The sequence below is a fragment of the Antarctobacter sp. genome, from assembly GCF_048262615.1.
Lineage (GTDB): Bacteria > Pseudomonadota > Alphaproteobacteria > Rhodobacterales > Rhodobacteraceae > Antarctobacter.
In genome coordinates this window covers 372757-393478 of record NZ_JBLXFB010000001.1, presented here as the reverse complement: position 1 = coordinate 393478, position 20722 = coordinate 372757, and the positions used below count along the sequence as shown (strand labels likewise).

Annotated in this window: 17 protein-coding genes; 1 reads left to right on the top strand and 16 read right to left on the bottom strand. The window is 65.2% G+C overall.

Going from position 1 to position 20722, the window contains the following annotated elements:
* Nucleotides 1-53 precede the first annotated feature (53 nt).
* The 15 genes from ACN0S5_RS01870 to ACN0S5_RS01800 all read right to left on the bottom strand — a co-directional run bounded on the left by ACN0S5_RS01870 (nt 54) and on the right by ACN0S5_RS01800 (nt 17073).
* Complete coding sequence (locus ACN0S5_RS01870; RefSeq protein ID WP_417205408.1) at nt 54-1028, bottom strand: TAXI family TRAP transporter solute-binding subunit; 975 nt, start codon at nt 1026-1028, stop codon at nt 54-56.
* Nucleotides 1025-2947 carry a TRAP transporter permease gene (locus ACN0S5_RS01865; RefSeq protein WP_417205407.1) on the bottom strand — a complete coding sequence of 641 codons (1923 nt, stop codon included), beginning with the start codon at nt 2945-2947 and terminating at the stop codon, nt 1025-1027. Before ACN0S5_RS01865 ends, ACN0S5_RS01870 begins: the two co-directional genes overlap by 4 nt.
* Complete coding sequence (locus ACN0S5_RS01860; protein ID WP_417205405.1) at nt 2944-3834, bottom strand: amidohydrolase family protein; 891 nt, start codon at nt 3832-3834, stop codon at nt 2944-2946. Before ACN0S5_RS01860 ends, ACN0S5_RS01865 begins: the two co-directional genes overlap by 4 nt.
* A complete protein-coding gene (locus ACN0S5_RS01855; RefSeq protein ID WP_417205403.1) occupies nt 3831-4898 on the bottom strand; it encodes a 4-oxalomesaconate tautomerase in 1068 nt (355 codons plus the stop codon). The genes ACN0S5_RS01860 and ACN0S5_RS01855 overlap by 4 nt, the downstream gene beginning before the upstream one ends.
* A complete protein-coding gene (locus ACN0S5_RS01850; protein WP_417205401.1) occupies nt 4891-5562 on the bottom strand; it encodes a 4-carboxy-4-hydroxy-2-oxoadipate aldolase/oxaloacetate decarboxylase in 672 nt (223 codons plus the stop codon). The genes ACN0S5_RS01855 and ACN0S5_RS01850 overlap by 8 nt, the downstream gene beginning before the upstream one ends.
* 76 nt (nt 5563-5638) lie before the next feature.
* On the bottom strand, nt 5639-6601 hold the full coding sequence (locus ACN0S5_RS01845; protein ID WP_417205399.1) for a VOC family protein: 963 nt from the start codon (nt 6599-6601) through the stop codon (nt 5639-5641).
* A gap of 22 nt (nt 6602-6623) precedes the next feature.
* Nucleotides 6624-7355: a PIG-L deacetylase family protein gene (locus ACN0S5_RS01840; RefSeq protein WP_417205398.1), complete on the bottom strand. Its 732-nt coding sequence runs from the start codon at nt 7353-7355 to the stop codon at nt 6624-6626.
* Between the two features lie 188 nt (nt 7356-7543).
* Nucleotides 7544-8863 (bottom strand): MFS transporter, encoded by a 1320-nt coding sequence (locus ACN0S5_RS01835; protein ID WP_417205396.1) that lies wholly within the window; start codon nt 8861-8863, stop codon nt 7544-7546.
* Nucleotides 8864-8992: 129 nt separating this feature from the next.
* A complete protein-coding gene (locus ACN0S5_RS01830) occupies nt 8993-9805 on the bottom strand; it encodes an XdhC family protein (RefSeq protein WP_417205394.1) in 813 nt (270 codons plus the stop codon).
* 11 nt (nt 9806-9816) lie between these two features.
* Nucleotides 9817-10995 (bottom strand): vWA domain-containing protein, encoded by a 1179-nt coding sequence (locus ACN0S5_RS01825; RefSeq protein ID WP_417205392.1) that lies wholly within the window; start codon nt 10993-10995, stop codon nt 9817-9819.
* Nucleotides 10995-11849 carry an AAA family ATPase gene (locus ACN0S5_RS01820; RefSeq protein WP_417205390.1) on the bottom strand — a complete coding sequence of 285 codons (855 nt, stop codon included), beginning with the start codon at nt 11847-11849 and terminating at the stop codon, nt 10995-10997. Before ACN0S5_RS01820 ends, ACN0S5_RS01825 begins: the two co-directional genes overlap by 1 nt.
* A 98-nt stretch (nt 11850-11947) precedes the next feature.
* Nucleotides 11948-14365 (bottom strand): aerobic carbon-monoxide dehydrogenase large subunit, encoded by a 2418-nt coding sequence (locus ACN0S5_RS01815; RefSeq protein WP_417205388.1) that lies wholly within the window; start codon nt 14363-14365, stop codon nt 11948-11950.
* Nucleotides 14362-14856: a (2Fe-2S)-binding protein gene (locus ACN0S5_RS01810; protein ID WP_417205386.1), complete on the bottom strand. Its 495-nt coding sequence runs from the start codon at nt 14854-14856 to the stop codon at nt 14362-14364. Before ACN0S5_RS01810 ends, ACN0S5_RS01815 begins: the two co-directional genes overlap by 4 nt.
* A gap of 12 nt (nt 14857-14868) precedes the next feature.
* Complete coding sequence (locus ACN0S5_RS01805) at nt 14869-15705, bottom strand: FAD binding domain-containing protein (protein WP_417205384.1); 837 nt, start codon at nt 15703-15705, stop codon at nt 14869-14871.
* 249 nt (nt 15706-15954) lie between these two features.
* The gene (locus tag ACN0S5_RS01800) at nt 15955-17073 is read right to left on the bottom strand and encodes an MHYT domain-containing protein (RefSeq protein ID WP_417205383.1); all 1119 of its coding nucleotides are present in this window, start codon (nt 17071-17073) and stop codon (nt 15955-15957) included.
* Between the two features lie 553 nt (nt 17074-17626).
* On the opposite strand from ACN0S5_RS01800, the gene ACN0S5_RS01795 reads away from it, so the two are divergent.
* A complete protein-coding gene (locus tag ACN0S5_RS01795) occupies nt 17627-19795 on the top strand; it encodes a M10 family metallopeptidase C-terminal domain-containing protein (RefSeq protein ID WP_417205382.1) in 2169 nt (722 codons plus the stop codon).
* A gap of 6 nt (nt 19796-19801) precedes the next feature.
* Here ACN0S5_RS01795 and ACN0S5_RS01790 read toward each other — a convergent pair whose 3' ends face one another.
* The gene (locus ACN0S5_RS01790; protein WP_417205380.1) at nt 19802-20719 is read right to left on the bottom strand and encodes a transglutaminase family protein; all 918 of its coding nucleotides are present in this window, start codon (nt 20717-20719) and stop codon (nt 19802-19804) included.
* Nucleotides 20720-20722 lie beyond the last annotated feature (3 nt).

Below are 20722 nucleotides of genomic sequence, written 5' to 3'. Positions count from 1 at the left end.
CTTTCAAAGGGGGCGCGCCGCGCGGAAATCGCCCTCCGCGCGGCGCGGAAAACTCATTCGCCGACCGCGATCCCGGCCTCTTCGAAGTATTTCAGCGCGCCGGGGTGGTAGGGCACCGCCGAGGCCGGGGCCATCGTCGCCGCATCCGCCCGCGCAAAGGCCCCAAAGCTGGCTTTCAGGGCGTCCTTGCCCTCGGCCACCGCTTTGGTCATCTGATAGACAAGGTCGTCGCTGACATCGCCATTGGTCAGCAGCACCCAAGGAATGCTCATCAGGTTGGCGCCCGCATCCTGCAAGCCGGTGATCTTGTCGTTCTGCGGCAACGAGACGATGCTGCCCGCTGGCAGGTACTCCTTGAAGGCGGCTTTCCCGGCCTCGGAATCGTCCAGCGAGATGTAGCACAGCCCGCCGCGCCCTTGCAGCTTGACCGCCGCCTGCTGACCCGCGCCGGAATTCAGGCTGACCAGCGCTATGTCGACCAACCCGTCCCCGAGCGCGTTGATGCCCGCGACAAAGCTGGCCACTGGAACTTGCTGGAAATCCTCATAGCTGAGGCCCGCATTGGCCAGACCACCGGCGATATAAAACGGGATGATCGTGGAGGAGGTGTATTCAGAGGCAATCCGCAGATCGCCCGCCTTGTCCTTCAGCTCGGCCACCGTTTCCAGCCCCAGATCGCAGGGCGCCATGATCGAGGTGGTCAGCGGGAACATCGTGCCCACCAGCCGGATATTGGGATGCGCGCGGTCATAGTTGCCGGTGCCCTCAAAGGCGTATTCCGCCTCGACCCCGTTGGAGAACCCGAAATCCACCTCGCCCGAGTGGATCAGCGGCAGGTAGCCCACCAAGGGCTGCGTGCGCGCGGTGATGCCCGCCTCGTTCGCGACCTTGGCCACCGCCTGCCCGGTGTTATACGCCAGCGACCCCTGCGCGCCGCTGGCCACCGTGACCACCTGCGCCCCGGCCACTCCGGCGCACAGGCTCAGCGCCGCCGCGCCCCCCAGCATCATGCCTTTCAGAAATGTCATGTCATTGTCCTCCCTGGTTCAGTTTTCTTGTGTTCGTTGGTTCCACGCGCCCGGATCAGCAGCACGCCTGCCAGCGCCGCCACCGCCAGTGCCGCCGGGATGTGCCATGCCGCCGCGCCGGGCAAAAAGCCCAGCGGCAGCGTGACAACCCCCAGCCCGACAAAGCCCAGCCGCAGCAGCACCGACAGGCGCGCGCCCCAAAAGCCGACGATCCCCGCCGTCACCGCGCCAATGCCGATCATGGCAAGGCACAGGTTCAGCGCAATCGCCGCCCAATGACCGGTCATCAGGATTTCCGGCGTGGCGACAAAGACAAACGGCAGGATAAACGCGGCCCAGCCGACGCGCATCGCCGCCAGCCCGGTGCCCAGCGGGTCATCCCGCGTGATCGTCGCCGCCGCAAAGGCCGCCAGCGCCACCGGCGGCGTGATCATCGACATCATGCCGAAATACAGGATGAACAGATGCGCCGCGATCTGGTCGATCCCTGCCTCCACCAATGACGGCGCGACCAGCGCCGCCAGCAGGACGTAGACGCCAGAGGTCGGCATTCCCATGCCCAGCACGATGCAGATCACGGCGGAAATTCCCAGCAGCAGCACCACATTGGCCCCCACCGCATCCACCAGCACCAGCGTCAGCGCAAAGCCCAGCCCGGTGATGTTCAGCACCCCGATGACAAAGCCCGCCGCCGCCACCACAAGGATCAGATCGACCATGCCGGTGCCGGTCTCGACGAATGTCCGCCACAGCGTGTGCAGGCTCAGCCGCTGGCCCCGGTAGCTGCGCAGGAAACTGACCAGCACGATCACCAGCGCCGACAACAGCGCCGAATCCGCCGGGTCCATCCGCCACCAGAACAACGCCCCCAGCAGCACCCCGAACGGCAGGACAAAATGCCATCCCTCGCGCAGCACCTGCCGGACGGTCAGCCCGTCCACCTCTGTCGGCGCGATCCGGTCGCGCCCGGCGATCAGATCCACCTGTAGAAAGACGCTGAAGTAATACAGCGCCGCAGGCAGCAGCGCCGCCCCCGCGACAGTGAAATAGGAGATGTCCAGAAACTCGGCCATCAGAAAGGCCGCGGCCCCCATGATCGGCGGCGTCAACTGCCCCCCGGTCGAGGCAACCGCCTCAATCGCGCCCGCATCGCGTTTGGTATAGCCGCCGCGCTGCATCAGCGGGATCGTGACCACGCCGGTTGTCACCACGTTGGAGACCGCACTGCCAGAGATCGACCCGAACAGCGCCGAGCCAACGACAGAGATCTTGGCGCTGCCGCCGCGCGACCGTCCCGTGGCCGCCATCGCCAGATCGGTGAAAAACGCCCCGCCCCCGGCGGCAAACAGCAGCTTGCCGAAAAACACGAACAGCAAAACGATGATCGTGCCCACCGCCAACGGCGTCGAAAACACCGCGTTGGGGTCAAAGCCGACGTATTGCACCAGACGCTCGGGCGACAGTTCCTTGCCGATCAGCCGCCCCGGCACCTTGTCCGCGAACAGCGCATAGATCAGGAACACACCGACGATGGAAAACAGCATCCAGCCCGCGCGCCGCCGCACGCCCTCCATCACCGCGATCACCACCACGGTGCCGACAAGCGTGATCTGCCAAGGCCGGTAGGCCTGTTCCTTCAGCAGCCAGACAAAATCCCATGCGGCATACATCAACACGCCAAAGGCGGTCAGCGCCAAGGCCCCGTCGATCCAGCCAACCCGCGCCTTTTCCTTCCCACGCCAGTCAAAGTTCAGATAGGCGATGGTCAGCGCCAGACCCAGTTGCAGCGCCATGTATTGCTGCGTCAGCACCGCCACACCCAGCCGCGTGGGTGCCTCAAGGTTCCACAGGATACAGGCCACCACCATGGTGACCGCCAGACCGGCGATCACCCCGTCCCGGAGGCCCTGCGCGGTCATGCCCCCTCCTCGGGCCAGTACAACCGCATCGGATTGTCCACCAGCAACCGGCGTTGCAGATCAGCGGTCGGCGCGATCCGCGGGATCACATCGACCAGCGCGCCATCGTCCGGCACATGGCTTTTCATGTTGGGATGCGGCCAGTCGGTGCCCCACAGCACCCGGTCCGGGAACCGTTCCACCAAGGCACGCGCAAAGGGCACCACGTCATCATAAGGCGGCCCCGCCACGGTCAGGCGCTCGGGGCAGGACACCTTGACCCAGTACCGCGCATCCTCGGCGAGAAAGTCCATAAACGCGCGGAACCCCGCGCCCTCGACGCCCGCGGTCAAATCCGGTCGCCCCATGTGGTCGACCACGACAATCCCCGGCAACCGCCGCACCAGGGGCGCGACCTCGTCCAGATCCTGCCCCTCGAAATAGACCACGATATGCCAGCCCAGCCGCGCCACCTTTTCGGCGATCCGCTCAAACACAGCATGCGGCGTGGCCTCGACCAACCGCTTGATGAAATTGAACCGCACGCCGCGCACCCCCGCGTCGTCCAAGGCACGCAATTCGTCATCCGTCACATCCGCGCCAACGATGGCCACCCCGCGCGCCATACCGTTCGACGCCTCCAACGCATCCACCAACGCGGCGTTATCCTTGCCATGACAGCTGGCCTGCACAATCACATTGCGTGCAAATCCCAGATGATCGCGCAGCGCAAACAACTGCTCCTTGGGCGCGTCGCAGGGCGTGTACTTGCGCTCTGGCGCATAGGCAAAAACGTCCCCCGGCCCAAAGACATGGCAATGCGCATCCACAGCCCCCGCAGGCGGCACATAGTCCGGCACCTTGGGGGCGGCGTGAAACGGCAGATAACCCGCTGTCATCTCGGTCATGAATTTTCCTCCCTCGGGAACACCGTCCCGTCCATCAGTTTGCGCGCGGTGCGCAGCACCTCGGCGCGTGTCACCACGCCGTTCTCCACATGGCCCACCACGGTCATCTCTCCGGTGGGATGCTCGATGGACAGCGGTTTGGCCGCACCTTCGGGGACCACGGCCAGATCCTGTCCCACCGCCCCTGGCGTCAGACAGGCGGTCGCCACGCTGACCGCGCCCAGCACGCCAATCGCCTTGTGGCAGCGGTGCGGAATAAAGGTCCGCGTGGCAATCGCCCCGCCCGACCGTGGCGCGCTGACCAGCGTCATCTTGGGCACGGATTTCTCCGCCACGTCGCCAAGATTCATCATCGGCCCAGCGATCAACCGGATCGCCTCCAGCCGCGCCCGCAGGCCCTCATGCGCCTCCAGCGCCTCGGGGGCCTCATCGCCCACAATGCCCAGATCCGCCGCCCGCAACACCACGCAGGGCATCCCGTTGTCGATCAGCGTGACCTCGGCACCCTCGATCACATCCATCACCTGGCCGGTCGGAAACAGCGCCCCGCAACTGGACCCGGCGGTGTCGCGAAAGGCAATCGGGATCGCCGCCGCCCTGCCCGGCACCCCGTCGATCCGGGCATCGCCCGCATAGCTGACCCGCCCGCCCGGCGTCGGCACCCGCGCCACCGCAACCTGCCCGGTGTTCTCCATCCAGATGGTCACCGGCGTCTCGCCGTCGCGCGCGGGCACCAGCCCGCGCTCAATTGCGAACGGCCCGACACCGGCAAGGATATTGCCGCAGTTCTGCGCATCCGTCACCACGGCCCGGTCGACAAAGACCTGTAGGAACAGATAATCCACGTCGATCCCCTCCCGCACGGAGGGCGCGACCACCGCCACCTTCGAGGTCAACGGATCGCCGCCCCCCATACCGTCGATCTGGCGCGGATCGGGACTGCCCATGACCCCCAGCAACAGGGCATCCCGCGCCGCGCCGTCCCCTGACAGGTCGGAGGCAAGGAAATACCCGCCCTTCGAGGTCCCGCCCCGCATCCACATGGCGCGCAGCCCGTCAGACATAGGTCAGGCCCTTCGCCGCCAGCCGCCCGCGCATGTCGTAGATGTCCAGCCCCAACTCGCCCGAGGCCAGCCGCACCCGCTTGGCCTCTTCCGCATCCAGCCGCGCCTGCGCCTTTTCCATGACCGCCGCCGCCTCCAGCCGCGGCACCACGCAGACCCCGTCGTCATCGGCCACCACCACGTCGCCGGGACAGACATGCGCCCCCGCGCAGACCACCGGCAGGTTCACATCCCCCGGCGTCGCCTTCACCGTCCCCTGCGCCGACACCGCCGTCGACCAGACCGCAAACCCCATCGCCCGCAGATCCCGCGTGTCGCGCACGCCCGCATTGATCACCAAGGCACGACAGCCGCGCGCCATGGCGCTGGTCGCCAGCAGATCGCCGAAATAGCCCATGTCACAGGGCGCCGTCGGTGCCAGCACCAATACATCCCCCGGCTGCAATTGCTCGATCGCCACATGCAGCATCCAGTTGTCGCCCGGCGGCGCGCTGATCGTCACCGCCGACCCGGCCAGCCCGAAATCCCGCTGAATGGGCCGCATACCAGCGGCCATCAGCCCGCGCCGCCCCATCGCCTCATGCACGGTGGCGACCCCCGCCGCCCCCAGCCGCGCGATCACATCCGCATCGGCCCGTTCGATGTTCCGCACCACAACCGCCATCTTGCGCTCCTTACGTGTTTCTTTTCTGCCCAAATACACCCGGGGGTGAGGCCAAAGGCCGAGGGGGCAGCGCCCCCTACCCGCCCACGACCGGCGGCGTCCCATGAGTGTGGAAACTCGGGATCGTCTTCAGCCCCCAGGCCTGCCCGCGCTTGCGTTCGCTTTCGGTCCAGACCACCGGCTCCCAGTCCGGGGCAAGGATCAGCCGCGCCCCGGCATTGGCCAGTTCCACCCGGTTGCCCGCAGGCTCCCAGACATACAGGAAAAACGTCCCCTGAATGGCGTGTTTGTGCGGCCCGGTCTCGATATGCACCCCGGCCTCAAGGAACAGATCGGCGGCGCGCAGAATGTCCTCGCGCTGGTCGGTGGCATAGGTCACATGATGCAACCGTCCCATGCCGCCACCCTGTTCTTCGGTGCAGGCAAGGTCATAGGTCTTGTTGTTGACGGTGAACCAGCAGCCGCCGATGCGGCCATTGTCCAGCTGGATCATCTCGGTCACGCGGCTGCCCAGACAGACCTCCATGAACCGGCGGAATTCCGAAACATCCGAGGCCAGCAGGTTCAGGTGGTCGATGCGCCGGGGCGGCACGCCGGTGAACCGGCTGGCGGTGTTCTTCAGCGCCGGGGCGTCGCCCGCGCCCGGTTCCGCCCGCCGGGTGTCCCAGTAGATCTCGAAGACATGGCCAAACGGGTCCTCAAAGCGATACGCCCGCCCGTGGCCCGGATCGCCCTCGACCCAGCCGTGGGTCGTGTACCCGCTGGCCTCGATCACCGCCACCCGCCGCGCCAGCGCCTCGGGTGAGGCGGCGCGATAGCCGATATGCCCCACCCCGGTGGTCGCCGCAGCGGTCAGCTTCAGCGAATGAAACTCGTAATCGTCCCAAGCGCGCAGATAGGCGCTGTCGCCCTCCCGCGCCGACAGCTTCAGCCCATAGACCTCGGTGAAAAAGGCCAGACTCTCATCGAACCTGTCGGTCAGCAGTTCCACATGGCCCAGATGGGCGATGTCAAAGCTGGGATTGGTCGCTGTGGTCATGTCACTCCCCCCCGGAGATGTCTCAAAGAACGTCCACGGTGCGCGGAAAGACCGACTGGAAACCCTCGGCATACTGGCAGTCGCGCCCGCCGGACTGGCCACCGGAATTGCGCTTGAAATGGTTGGCGCGCTGCTGCGCCACGCGGGTGTAATAGTCCCACAGATGCACCTGCCCGTTCATGCATTCCATGGCGGCGCGCTTTTTCTCCCAGACCGGGGTGATGTCCAGAAACACATCCGGCTTCCAGCCCATCTGCTCGGTCTGGTGCGGCTCGAACAGGTAGAGTTGCGGCGCGCCCAATACCTTTTCACCGGGATTGTGGCCCCAGGCCTGCGCGATCATCCGACATTCCAGCGCCACCTGCGTCATATACATGTGGTCGGTGTTGTAGGGGTCGTACTGGCTGTGGCTCATCATGAAGGACGGCTGCACCCGCCGGATCAGATCGACCAGCGCGAACTTGTCCGCCTGTTCCAGATGCAAAGGGTAGTCGCCCAGATCGAAACAGACCAGCTCATGCGCGCCAAGCACCTCTGCCGCCGCCTCGGCCTCGGCGCGGCGGATGTCCTTGACCTCGTCCAGCGACTTGCCTTCCTTCCACAGGCGCGCGCTTTCACCGCGTTCGCCAAAGGACAGGCAGGCCACCGTCACCTCATAGCCCATCTGCGCGTGCAGCGCGATCGCCCCGCCGCAGCGCCAGACAAAATCCGCCGCATGCGCCGAAATCACCAATGCCGTTTTTGTATCGCTCATCGCACAGCCCCTCCTCCATGGCCTTCAGTCTGCCCTGTCGAGGCCCGACCGGCCAATTCCAAACTCTGCGAAGGTCATGAATTTTTGCTATAGCCGGACCGCATCCCCGCTGACGGGACGGCACCCGTTTCCGCCCGCCTGTGCGTGATGCGGCAAAGCCGACCGCCCCCTTCCGCCCCGTCAGGCGGTCAGAACTTCGCGCCCCAATGCGGGTGCCGGTCGTCGATCACCAGCGGGTGCGCATGTTCGCGGTGGCCCGCCAGATGCGGGTCGTCCAGCGGCAGGTTGTCGTGCCGGTGCGGCACCGCCCCGGCCTCGTCCTCCGGCCAGACCCGCCGCGCCAGTGCAACGCCCGCGCCCGCCACAACCGCCAGCACCACCAGCGCGGACACCGCGCCATAGGCCGTCATCAGCCACCCCGACAGCGGATAGGTCAGCAGCCAGCAGGCATGGCTCAGCGCGAATTGCGCCGCAAAGACCGCCGGGCGGTCCTCTGGCTGGGCCGAGCGTTTCAGCAATCGCCCCGAGGGCGTCAGCACCGCCGAATAGCCCAGCCCGACCATGACCCAGACCGCCGCCAGCAGCGGCCATGTCAGGCCGGTGGCGGCAATCCCCACCGCCAGCGCCAGCAGGCCAAGCACCATTACCCCCGCCCCGATCAGCATCACCGGGCGGTCCCTAACCCGGTCCAGCAGCCGCGGCAGCAGCAGCGCCGCTGTCATGGACCCGGCCCCAAAGGCAAACATCACCCATGCCAGCGCGGCCTCGTCCAGCCCCAGATCGCCGCGCACCAGCACCACAGAGTTGACCAGCACCATCGCCCCCGCCGCCGCAGCGGCAAGGTTCAGCGCCAGCAACCCGCGCAGGCGCGGCGTCGCCAGATATATTCGGATCCCCCGCGTCGTGCGGTCATAGATGCCGCGCCGCGTGCCTGACTTGGGGCTGGGCAGCATCACCGACACCACCAGCAATGCAGAGCCAAGAAAGCCGACAACGGTGCCCAGAAACAGCGCGTTATAGCTCATCACCGCCAGCAGCAGCGCCGCCAGCGTCGGGCTGGCGATGTTTTCCAGATCATAAGCCAGCCGCGACAGCGACAGCGCGCGGGTATAGCGCGCCTCCTCGGGCAGCACGTCCGGGATGGTTGCCTGAAAGGTCGGGGTAAAGGCGGCAGAGGCCGATTGCAGCACAAAGACCAGCGCATAGACCTGCCAGATTTCGGTGACAAAGGGCAGGCACAGGGCCGCGCCCGCGCGCACCACGTCCAGCGTCACCAGCAGCGCGCGCCGGTTCACCCGGTCGGCAAAGGCCCCGGCCACGGGCGCGATGCCCACATAGGCCACCATCTTGACGGTAAAGACCGTGCCCAGCACCATCGCCGCGCCGTCGCCCGCCAGATCAAAGGCCAGCAGACCCAGCGCCACGGTCGCCAGACCGGTGCCCAGCAGGGCCACCACCTGCGCAAGAAAGACGTGACGATAGGTGCGGTCTGACAGGATTTCGAACACCGCGCGGCCTCTTTCTGACTAACAGCCTTTGCGCCGAGTCTAGAGCATGTTCCGGCCCCGTGGAAAGAGGCCGCTTTCGGGCGGCGAAATCCTAACGCTTGATGAATTCGTCTCTGGAAGCCCTTGATTTCATTCAACCGCCAATCTGTCCACATGTGGACAGGCCCCCGCCGCCCGCCGCCACGCGACGATCTCGGCCAGGATCGACAGGGCAATTTCCGCCGGATCGACCGCGCCGATATCCAGCCCGGCGGGTGCCTTCAATCGCCCCAGCCGCCCGGCGTCCAGACCCGCCGCCAGCAGCCGCTCGCACAGCACCCCCGCCTTCTTTCTGGAGGCCACCATCGCCACCCGCCCCGCATCGCTGTCCAGCGCCGCTTTCAGACAGGCCAGATCGCGTTGCCCCTGACTGGCCACCACCACGGTATCCCTCGGGCCCAGCCCCAGCGCGGCGATCTCCTCGCCCTCAAAACGCCGCACCTCCCCCGCGCAGACCACCCCCTTGGCCAAGGCGACGCGGTAGCCCGCCAACAGCCCATGCCCCGCAACCGCGCGGGCAATGGGCGACGCGCCAAAGATGCAGATCAAGGGCGGCATTGCAAAGGGTTCGATCATCAGCTCCACCGTTCCTCCCGAGGGGCAGCCGCTCTTGTAGACCTCCGCCCCATCCGCGTCGCGCAGCGCCACCACCGTCTCGGATGGCTTTACCCGGATCACCCGAGGCGCGCCGCTGTCCAGCGCCGCTTGCCCCGCCTCGCGCACCGCGCGGGTCACGCAGGCCCCGCCCAGATGACCGATGACTTCGCCCGCCTCGGTCAAGGCCGCCTTCGCCCCGGCCCGCGCCGAGGTCGCCGCCTCGGTCCGCACCACGGTCACAAGGCAAAAAGGCCGCCCCGTGGCGCGCAACCGGGACACGGTGTCGAAGATGTCGAATGGGTCCATGATGTCCTCCGTCAAAGCCGGGCAAATTCGGGTTCAAGCGCGGCCAGCGCCGCGATCGTATTGGCGGGCAGCAAGGCGTCCAGATGCGGGAGCGCGGCGGCCATCGCCTGCGCCACCGGCGCATGGTCCTGCCAGCCATTCAGCGGGTTGAGCCAGATCACCCGATGCGCGCGCCGTTGCAGACGTCTCAACCCCTCGGCCACCGCCTCGGGCGCGCCGGTGCAATAGCCATCGCTGAGGAGGATCACCACGGTCCGGCCATTCACCGCGCGGCTTGCATAGCCCTCGTTGAAACTCCGCAGCGCGCCGCCGATATCGGTGCCCCCGCCAAACCCCTCGGCCATAAGGCTCAACCGCCCGGCCGCGCGCAGGGTGTCATGATCGCGCAGCGCCTCGGTGACGCGCATCAGCCGGGTGTGAAACAGATAGGCGTCGGCCCGCGTGTCGGTGCCGATCAGCCCCCTGAGAAAGGCCAGAAACACCCGTGAGACCGTGGTCATCGACCCGCTGACATCACAGAGCGCCACGATCCTCAGCGCACGGTCGGGCCGCCTGCGGCGCGGCAGGTCCAGCGGTTCGCCCCCGCGCGCAAGGCTGGCGCGAATGACCCGGCGCAGGTCCAGCGCCTGACCCCGTGTCGCCTGCCTGCGCCGCCGTGAGCGCCGGTCCCTGAGCGCACGCGCCAGATCGCGCGCGGCCCTTTCGGCGGCGCGCAGGCTGTCCTCATCCATCAACTCACGCAGGTCGCGACGGCTAAGCGCCTCTGTCCGCGTGGCGATCAGGCGACCGTCGATGCCCTCTGCCTCACCGTCGCCGCCATCGGGCTGGCCTGCATCCCCGTCCTGTTCCGCACCATCGTCGCCAAGATGCGTCTGCCAAAGCGCCGGTTTGGCGCTTTGCACCCGCACATGCGCATTGGCCTGCCCCTGCCGCTGTTTGCCCGCGTTGAACCAATAGCCGTCAAACAGATCATCAAACCGACGCCAGCCCTCGGCGTCCGGCACCAAAAGCACCTTGAGCGCGCGGCGCGCCTGATCCGGGTCACTGGCCGTGACCTCTGACAGCGCCGCCAGCGCGGCCACCGTCTCCCCCGGTCCCAGACGCAGCCCGTTCATCCGCAGATGTCCGATAAACCCGGCCATCCGGTCGGCCAGCCCTTCGGCGCGGGCGGGAAAGCGGGTGACCGCCATCACGCCACCTTGCCCACGATGCGCGCCATGACCTCGGGCGGCAGGGCGTCCCGGTCGGCGGCGGTTTTCAACAGGCAAACCAGCGTCGCCTGTACCTGTGCGGGGTTGCCGCTGAGATCGTTGATCCCAAGACCCGACAAGGCAGCGGCCCAGTCCAGCATCTCCGCGATCCCCGGCGATTTCTCCAGATCCTCGCGGCGCAACGCCTGCACCACGCCGATGATCTGCCGCGCCAATCGCGTTTCCACCTCTGGCGCGCGGCGGGCGAGGATTGCCAGTTCGGTGTCCCGGTCCGGATAGTCGACATAGGCATACAGACACCGCCGCCGCAATGCGTCCGACAGGTCACGCGTGCCATTGGCGGTGAGGACAACCACCGGGCGCGTGCGGGCGCGGATGGTGCCCAGTTCCGGGATGGTGATCTGAAAGTCCGACAGGATTTCCAGCAGATAGGCCTCGAATTCCTCATCAGCCCTGTCGATCTCATCAATCAGCAGCACCGACCGCACCTCTTGCGAGATCGCCTCCAGCAAGGGCCGTTTCAGCAGGTATGTCTCGGAAAACAATGCCGCCTCATCGGCGCCATCGGCCCGGATCGCCAGCAACTGCCGCTGATAGTTCCATTCATAGATGGCGTGGCCCGCATCCAGCCCTTCGTAACACTGCAACCGGATCAACCGCGTGGCCAAAACCTCTGCCAGCGCCTTGGCGATCTCGGTCTTGCCGACACCGGCGGGCCCTTCCAGCAGCAGCGGACGGCCCAGCGTCAACGCCAGATGCAGCGCCATAGACAAGGTCTCGTCCGCCACATAGCCGGTGGCGGCCAGACGCTCTCGCAGTTCCGTCTCACGCATCGCCCGCATCTTCTTCTCTGGTAAAATACCTCGGAGGGGGTCCGGGGGAGGCAGCGCCTCCCCCGGTGGATCGCCGCGCCCCGCGCGGCGACACCGCTTTACCCGTGCAGCCCCAGATCACGCGCGATCCGCCACACCCGCCAGTGGTCATGCGGCATATGGCTTTGCGTCAGGCCAAAGGGCCGGAAGGCATCGTGGACCGCGTTGGAAAACGCCGGAACCGACCCGACATTCGGGCTTTCGCCCACCCCCTTGGCCCCGATGGGATGGTGCGGTGAGGGCGTGACGGTAAAGTCCGTCTCATAGGTCGGCGTCTCCCACGAGGTCGGCAGGAAGAAGTCCATCAAGGTTGCGGTCTTGTGATTGCCCATGTCGTCGTAAGCAATCTCTTGTCCCATGGCGATGGCATAGCCTTCGGTCGCGCCACCGTGGACCTGCCCCTCGATGATCATCGGGTTGATCCGGGTGCCGCAATCGTCCAGCGCGTAGAACTTGCGGATCTCATGCTCGCCGGTGTCCACGTCCAGCTCCATCACGCAGATGTAGGCCCCGAATGGGAAGGTCATATTGGGCGGATCGTAGTAGCTGACCGCCTCCAGACCCGGCTCCAACCCCGGAATGGCCTGATTGTATGAGGCAAAGGCGATTTCCTTCATGGTCTTGAAGCGATCCGGCGCGCCCTTGACCACAAAACGGTCGACGTCAAATTCAACGTCGTCGTCATGCACCTCCAGCAGATAGGCGGCGATCATCTGCGCCTTGGCGCGGATCTTGCGCGCCGCCATGGCCGTGGCCGCCCCGGCCACCGGCGTCGAGCGGGACCCGTAGGTGCCAAGCCCATATGGCGCAGTATCGGTGTCGCCCTCTTCCAGCGTGATGTCATCCGCCGGAATGCCGATCTCGGACGCGATGATCTGGGCAAAGGTGGTCGCGTGCCCCTGCCCCTGACTGATCGTGCCCAGCCGCGCGATGGCGCTGCCGGTCGGATGGATGCGGATTTCGCAACTGTCGAACATCCCAAGGCCAAGGATATCGCAGTTCTTGACCGGCCCCGCGCCGACGATCTCGGTGAAATGGGTCAGGCCGATCCCCATCAACTTGCGCGTCTTTCCGGCCTTGAAATCCTCCAGCCGTTGGGCTTGTTCCTTGCGCAGATCGTCATAGCCAACCGCCGCCAGCGCCTTGTCCCAGGCGGTGTGATAGTCGCCGCTGTCGTACTCCCACCCCAGCGCCGACTGATAGGGAAACTGGTCCTTGCGGATAAAGTTGATCCGCCGCAGGTCCGCCGCGTCCATGTTCAGCTTGATCGCCAGTACCTCGATCATGCGTTCGATGAAATAGGCGGCCTCTGTCACGCGGAAGGAACAGCGATAGGCCACGCCCCCCGGTGCCTTGTTGGTATAGACCCCGTCCACGGCCAGATAGGCCACCGGGATATCATAGGATCCGGTGCAGATGTTCATGAACCCCGCCGGGAACTTGGTCGGGTCGGCGCAGGCATCAAAGCCGCCGTGATCGGCGGTCGTGTGACACCACAGCCCGGTGATCTTGCCCTCCTTGGTGGCGGCGATCTTGCCCATCATCCAGTAGTCGCGGGCAAAGGCGGTGGACATCAGGTTGTCCATCCGGTCCTCGACCCATTTCACCGGTTTGCCGGTGACAATGGAGGCGACAACCGAGCAGACGTAGCCCGCGTAGGCGCCAACCTTGTTGCCAAAACCGCCGCCAATATCGGGCGAAATCACGCGGATGTTGTGCTCGGCGATGCCAGAGATCAGGCTAACCACCGTGCGGATCGCGTGCGGAGCCTGAAAGGTGCCATGCAGGGTCAGCTTGCCCGTCACCTTGTCCATGCTGGCGACACAGCCGCAGGTTTCCAGCGGACAGGGATGCGTGCGGTGATAGTACACCATCTCCTCGGCCACCACGTCAGCCTCGGCCAGCACCGCCTCTGTCGCCTGCCTGTCGCCCTGTTCCCATGTAAAGATATGGTTGTGATGTTTGCGCGGGCCATGCGCGCCCTCGGTCTGGCCCTCCAGATCCTCCCGCAGGACAACGTCCGATTTCAGCGCCTCGAACGGATCGGTCAGGACCGGCAGTTCATCGTATTCGACCGCAACCGCCTCGACGCCGTCAGCAGCGGCATAGCGGTCCTTGGCGATCACATAGGCCACCTCCTGCCCCTGAAACAACACCTTGCCATCGGCCAGCACCATCTGTTTGTCACCCGCCAGCGTGGGCATCCAGTGCAGGCCCAGCGGCTCCAGATCGGCGGCGGTCAGCACCGCCAGCACGCCCGGCACCTTCATCGCCTCTTCGGTGTTGATCGAGACGACGCGTGCATGGGCATAAGGTGAACGAACGAAATCACCGAACAGCATCCCGTCCAGCTTGATATCGTCGACATAGTTGCCCTTTCCTTGCGTGAACCGGACATCCTCGACCCGCTTGCGCGAGCAGCCCATGCCTTTAAGGCCAGCGCTGCGTTCTTCGGGGGTTGCGACCTCGTCTTTCATTCCGCCGCCTCCTTCTGGGCGTTCATCATGTCAGCGGCCGCAAGGATCGCCTTGACGATGTTCTGATAGCCGGTGCAGCGGCACAGGTTGCCCGCCATGCCGAACCGCACGTCCTCCTCGGTCGGCGTCGGGTTTTCCTGCAACAGACGATGCGCACGGGTGATCATCCCCGGCGTGCAGAAACCGCATTGCAACCCGTGATGCTCTCGGAACATCTCCTGAAGGACCGAGAGTGAGCCATCCGGGTTCACCAACCCCTCGACCGTGGTCACATCCGAACCCTGCGCCTGCGCCACGAAGACCGTGCAGGATTTCACCGACTTGCCATTCATATCGACGGTGCAGGCCCCGCAATGCGAGGTTTCGCAGCCCACATGCGGCCCCGTCACCTTGAGGTTTTCACGCAGGAAATGGATCAAAAGCGTGCGCGGTTCTGCAAGGCCCTCGACCTCTTCACCGTTCACCTTCAGCTTTACATGCATCTTGCTCATACCGTTCCCCCCTCAGCCCGCGACGCGCGTCAGCGCCCGGTCGATGGCGCGGCGCAACACGATGCCCGCCACATGTTTCTTGAACTCCACCGGCCCGCGCATGTCCTCCTGCGGATCAATGGCGGCGAGCGCGGCGCTGACAGCGCCCTCCCTGTCCCCGGCGGCCAGAGCCGCACCCGCCTCTGCCGACCAGATCGGCGTATCCGCCAGATTGGTCATGGCAATGGATGCGCCGCCTTGGCCCACCAGCACCGCCGCGGCGGCGGTGGCATAGTCACCAATCTTGCGCTTTTGTTTTTCATAGGCATATCCGGTGCCCGCGGCTGGCAGAGGGAGGGTGATCCGTGTCAGGATCTCCTCATCGCTGCGCGCGGTGAAATAGGCGGAGTCGTAGAACGCCCGCGCCGCGATGCTGCGCGCGCCGTCCGGGCCGACCACCTCGTAAGAAGCATCAAGGCACTGCATCAGACCCGGCATGTCATTGCCCGGATCGCCGTTGGCCACATTGCCGCCGATGGTGCCGACATAGCGCACCTGCGGATCGGCAATCTGTAGCGCCGCCTCGCGCAGGATCGGGACGGCCTGTGACAGGCCCGCATGGGTGATCAGCTCATTCTGGGTGATCATCGCGCCGATGGTCACGCTGCCCGCGCCCACCTCGATGCCCTTGAGCTCGGCAATGTCCTGAAGGTCGATCAGATGTGACAGGTGCGCCATGCGCAACTTCATCATCGGGATCAGGCTGTGCCCGCCCGCGACCACCCGCGCCTCATCCCCATGGCTCTGCAAAAGGCCGATGGCCGACGCGACGTCGGCCGGTCGATGGTATTCGAACCCGGCTGGTATCATTTTCGAATGTCCTCCCTGCGGTCTCCTGCCGCACGCCTCCAGAGTTCCCCGAAGCAGGACGCGAACCAACGAAAGAGCCATGAAATGCAGGGTGACGCGCACGAAATGCGAAATACCTGCACGAGGTGCGACGCCTTCGGCGAGGACCGGGTTTGGCCGGGGACGGCGGGCGGGGCGACGTTTCGGCCAAAGGCCGGATCGAGCGCCGTCTGTCGTCTCCGGCGAACGGCCTCACAAAAGGCCGGATGTTCAGATGCCCAGAACGTCCCGCACACCTGACAGGCGCGAGCGGCTCACCGGCACCTTGGGCAGGGACTCGACCGCCTCGAAAAAGCACAGACCGGTGTCCTTGGTCCGTCGAAATTCGGTGACGAAGGCAGGGTTGACCAGATAGCTGCGGTGGGTCCGGATCAGCCCCGCGGGGCCCAATCGCCGCGCCGCCTCGGATATCGACCAGGGACAGAACAGCTTGGCCCTGCCGGAGTACAGCACCGTATAGTGCCCCTCCGCGCGCACCGCAGCGATTGCGCCCGCGTCAAGAAACTGGGTGCGCCCGTCTTTTTCGAAGGGGACAGAGACACGTGCCCCCACAGGCGCAGTTGTTGGCACCACTTCTTCGGGGACTGCGACAGCATCAACCGCCGCCGCCGGGGCCGCGGCCTTCACCGGAAAGAAGGTGGCACCGGACAGCAGGAATGCGCCGCAGATCGCGAAGGACGACAGCGTCACCCCCATTGCCAGAATTTCATTCGACAAGATCGGACCCGCGCCGCCACCGCTGCCCAGACCGACAAAACCGGTTCCGGCCATGGCAACGAAATGCACGACAAAGACCGAAACGCCAAAAAACAGCGTGCCCAGCAGGATGTGGCCCCGTGTCCGTTCGCCATAGGCCACCCAGATCGCGGCGACCGAGAGTGCCAGCGCCGCCACCAGCGCCACGACCACACCGCCGACGCTGTAGACCGGGCGGCACAGTTCCATCCCGCTCATACCGACGTAATGCATCGCGACGATCCCGGCCCCGACAATCGCCCCCGCCAGCGTCAGGCTGGCAGGCGTGCGCCGATGGAAATGCAGGATCAGCAGGGCCAGCCCCACCATCAGGATCGCTATCAGCGCCGAGATCAGCGTCACCAGCCCGTCGTAATAAAACAGGATCGGCAGTTGCAGGCCCAACATGGCCACAAAGTGCATCGACCAGATGCCACCGCCCAAGGCGACGGCCGAAATCGCCACCACCGCCTTGCGCCGCGCCAGCGGCAACGCAGAGGCGCCACGGGTGATGGCAAGGCCACTGAAACCGGCCATGAGCGCCACCGCAAGGGACGCCACCACAAGCGCCGGATGATGCGAGAACTCCAGCACGCAGCCGCTCCTCCAGATGGGCGAAAATTAGTCGTGCCGCCTGCGTGGCGCAAGCGCATCCAGCCTGACACCGCCGTGACTCGGCGCAATTTATGCTAGAATAGATAAAATTTCTCCCGACAGAACAGGGTGCTATCGGAAACACTCATGTCTTTTCGTTGTTTACGGTTTCTTAACCCGCACCAATGACGCGCTTTCAACAATATCCCGCCCAACCATTCCCGGATTCGCATTCCAAAGCTGAAGAACGGATCGGTTTGCCCCCGGTTCACCTGCTCGCCACGCTGCTACAGGACCTCTGAAGTGACCGATCACGCACGGCCTATCCCGCCCTCGCACGACGCGCCTCCGGCGCTCTGCGTGGCGCTGTGCCCGGTCTCCGATGTCTTGCCGCACGTCACGATGACACCAACTGTCGGGTCTGCTCCCGATCACAACCAACCGTCCGCGACGGGCCCTCTGCCGGGCCTTCGCACGACGGTTTCGCCCCTGCGCGTCTCGCCGCTGCCCAAGACCAGGCGAGGCGCGCACCTGATGAACTGGACCCCGCCCCATGTGCTTTCTCTGTCAGAGCCTGAACCCCAAGACCGTTGACTATGATTTCCATGGCCTGAGCGGCCCGGCCGCCGCGCCCACTGTCGACGATGGCAGCAGCGCGTCCGGGTCTTCAAAACCGGTCTATACACTGGACCAGGTCGCTGCCCAGCTGACCCACGGCTATTGGCAGGCGGGCGGCGGCGACTGGCGTGCCTTCGACGTTCAGGCCGGCGATACGCTGACGGTCAATCTGGACGGGCTCGACCCGATCGGTCAGGCGGCCGCGATGGCGGCGCTTGCCTCCTGGACGGCGGTGTCGGGCCTACAGTTCATCACCACATCCGGCGACGCGGACATCACCTTTCAGGATACCGAAAGCGGTGCCTATGCCTATTCCGCCGTCTACGTCGGCTGGAACCAGATCGCCTATTCCGTGGTCAACGTGCATGTCAGCTGGCAGAACAATGTCGACTACTATTATCAGACCTTTGTGCATGAGATCGGCCACGCGCTAGGCCTCGGTCACGGCGGCAACTACAACGGTAGCGCGGACTTCGAGAGTCAGGCGCTGTATGCCAACGACAGTTGGCAGATGTCTGTCATGTCCTATTTCGGCCAATGGGAAAATCCGAACATCGACGCCTCGGCGATGTATCTCAACACGCCGCAAATGGCCGATATTCTGGCCATCCAGACCCTCTATGGCACGCCCACCAACGTCCATACCGGCAACAGCATCTATGGCGACACCACCAACCTGACCGCCACCGGGATGGATCTGGAACCGGGCAAGGCCGTCACGATCTTCGACAGTTCCGGCATCGACCTGATCGACCTTGGCACGCGGGTCTACAACCAACGCCTGAGCCTGATCGACGCCACTTGGTCGGATCTTGATGGCTATGTGGGCAACTTTGGCATCGCCCGCGGGGCGGTGATCGAAAACGCCATCACCGGGTCGGGAGACGACCACATCACCGGCAACGCCGCCAACAACGATATCCAGACCGGCGGCGGTGCCGACACGGTGAAACCCGGCGAAGGTGACGACACCATTGACGGCGGAGCGGGGGACGACACCGTAATCTTTACCGGTGCCTCCGAAGGGTATGACCTGATTTGGGATGGCACGCTGCGGATCACCGACACCGACCTGACCGATGGTGACGACGGCACCGATATGTTGACCGATGTCGAAACCCTGAGCTTTACCGACGGGGCCTTTGGCACGATCGAAAGCGACGGCGCGGTCACCAGAGTACGCCTGTACAAAACCGGCAGCAGCCTGACCGAAGAAACCCTAGAGGTTGACGTGGCCGACAGCCACGACTGGCAAAGCATCGCCCGCAGCTTTACCGCCTCGGGCCAATGGGCCAGTCAGACAAACACCTATGACAATGGCCGTGTCCTGCAAATCAGCTTTGCCGACGGGCAGCGCAGCCAGACCACCATGACCGACACCGCCAATATCTATTCGTGGGCCAGCTACACCGACACTTACGACGAAAACGGGGCCCGGATCGTCAACAGCTTTACATGGGATACGGGCAAGGTCGTCGATATCTTCTACAATGCCGAGGGCGCGCGGACGGGTTCTCTTGTGACCGACGGCGGCAACCAGTTCGCATGGCATTCGATCGCCCGCAGCTATGACGCCGAAGGCGCGCTGACCGAACAGAACAACATTTTCGACGACGGCAGCGTTCAGGTGATTTCCTACACCGGCGGCGTGCGCAGCGGCTTGTCCATGACGGATGGCGCCGACAAGGCGATCTGGTCCAGTTATGCCGACACCTACGACACCACGACCGGGGCCAAGGTCTCTCGCGTGATGACCTACGACGATGGCCGCGAGATCGAGACCGGCTATGACAACGGACAGATGGTCTCGCAGACGATCACCGACGGGGCCGACGATTTTGTCTGGCAGTCGATTGCCCGGACCTACGATGCAGAGGGCGTGCTGGACAGCCAGATCGACACCTATGACGACGGGCGCGTGATGGAAATCGACTATGTCAACGGATTGCGCAGCAGTGCGGTCCTGACCGATGTCGCGGATGCCTATGCATGGACCAGCGCGACAGAGACCTATGACGACAGCGGCACCCTGATCGAACGTGTCACCCGTTGGGATGACGGATCAGAGGACGTGGCGACATTCGGCGCGGACAGCATCGCCTGAGCGGGCTCAGATGGAGGTGCTGCGGCTGCGGTCCTCTGTCGGCCCCTTGTCGGGCACCGGGACGACATCGACGCTGTGCTGTGTGCTGTGCAGCCCCGAGCTGCGCAGCGAGCCCTTGACCGGTGCCACGTCGGCATAATCGCGGCCCACCGCCACGCTGATGTGGTCGGCACCCACACGCATGTCATTGGTCGGATCAATCTCGATCCAGCCCATCTCTTGCCCGCACCAGGCCCGCACCCAGGCGTGCATCGCATCCGCACCGGCCAGGCGCTCCTGCCCCTCGGGCGGTTCCGTCCGCAGAAAGCCAGAGACATAGCCCGCAGGCACCCCGATCCCGCGCAGGGCGGCGATCATGATATGGCTGATGTCCTGACAGACGCCGCGCCGATTGGCAAAAGCCTCTGCCGGATCGGTGGTCACATCCGTCGCGGTGGGGTCAAAGGTGATTTCCTCGTGCAAGCCGTGTGCGATGGCCTCGACCACCTTCAGCACCGGTTGGTCCAGCCGGGTGAGGCTGCGGGCAAAGGCGCTGATCGCGGCCACCGGGGCCACGCGGTCCGAGGCCGCCATAAAGTGATGCGGCGACTCCGGCGCAAGCGAGGGCACCTCTGCCAGTTCGCGCGGCATCCCCTGCAAGGCGCAGGACAGGTCCAGTTCACTGGGCAGATCATTGCGCCGGATGCGCCCGGTAAAGCGAAAATCGACCGCGTCCAGCGGCGTATCATAGGTGATCTCTGTCAACGCGTTGCCAAAGAAATCCACCCGGTCCCGGCGATAGGCCGGTTGTGGGTGGGCCACCAGAAGACCGGACACCAGCCGCTGCGCCGGACCGCTGCCCGGCATCATCCGCAGGTGCATCCGCGCGGACGCGGCAGGCAGATTGTAGGCATAGCGCACCGCGAGCGTGACGTCGTAGAGCATCGC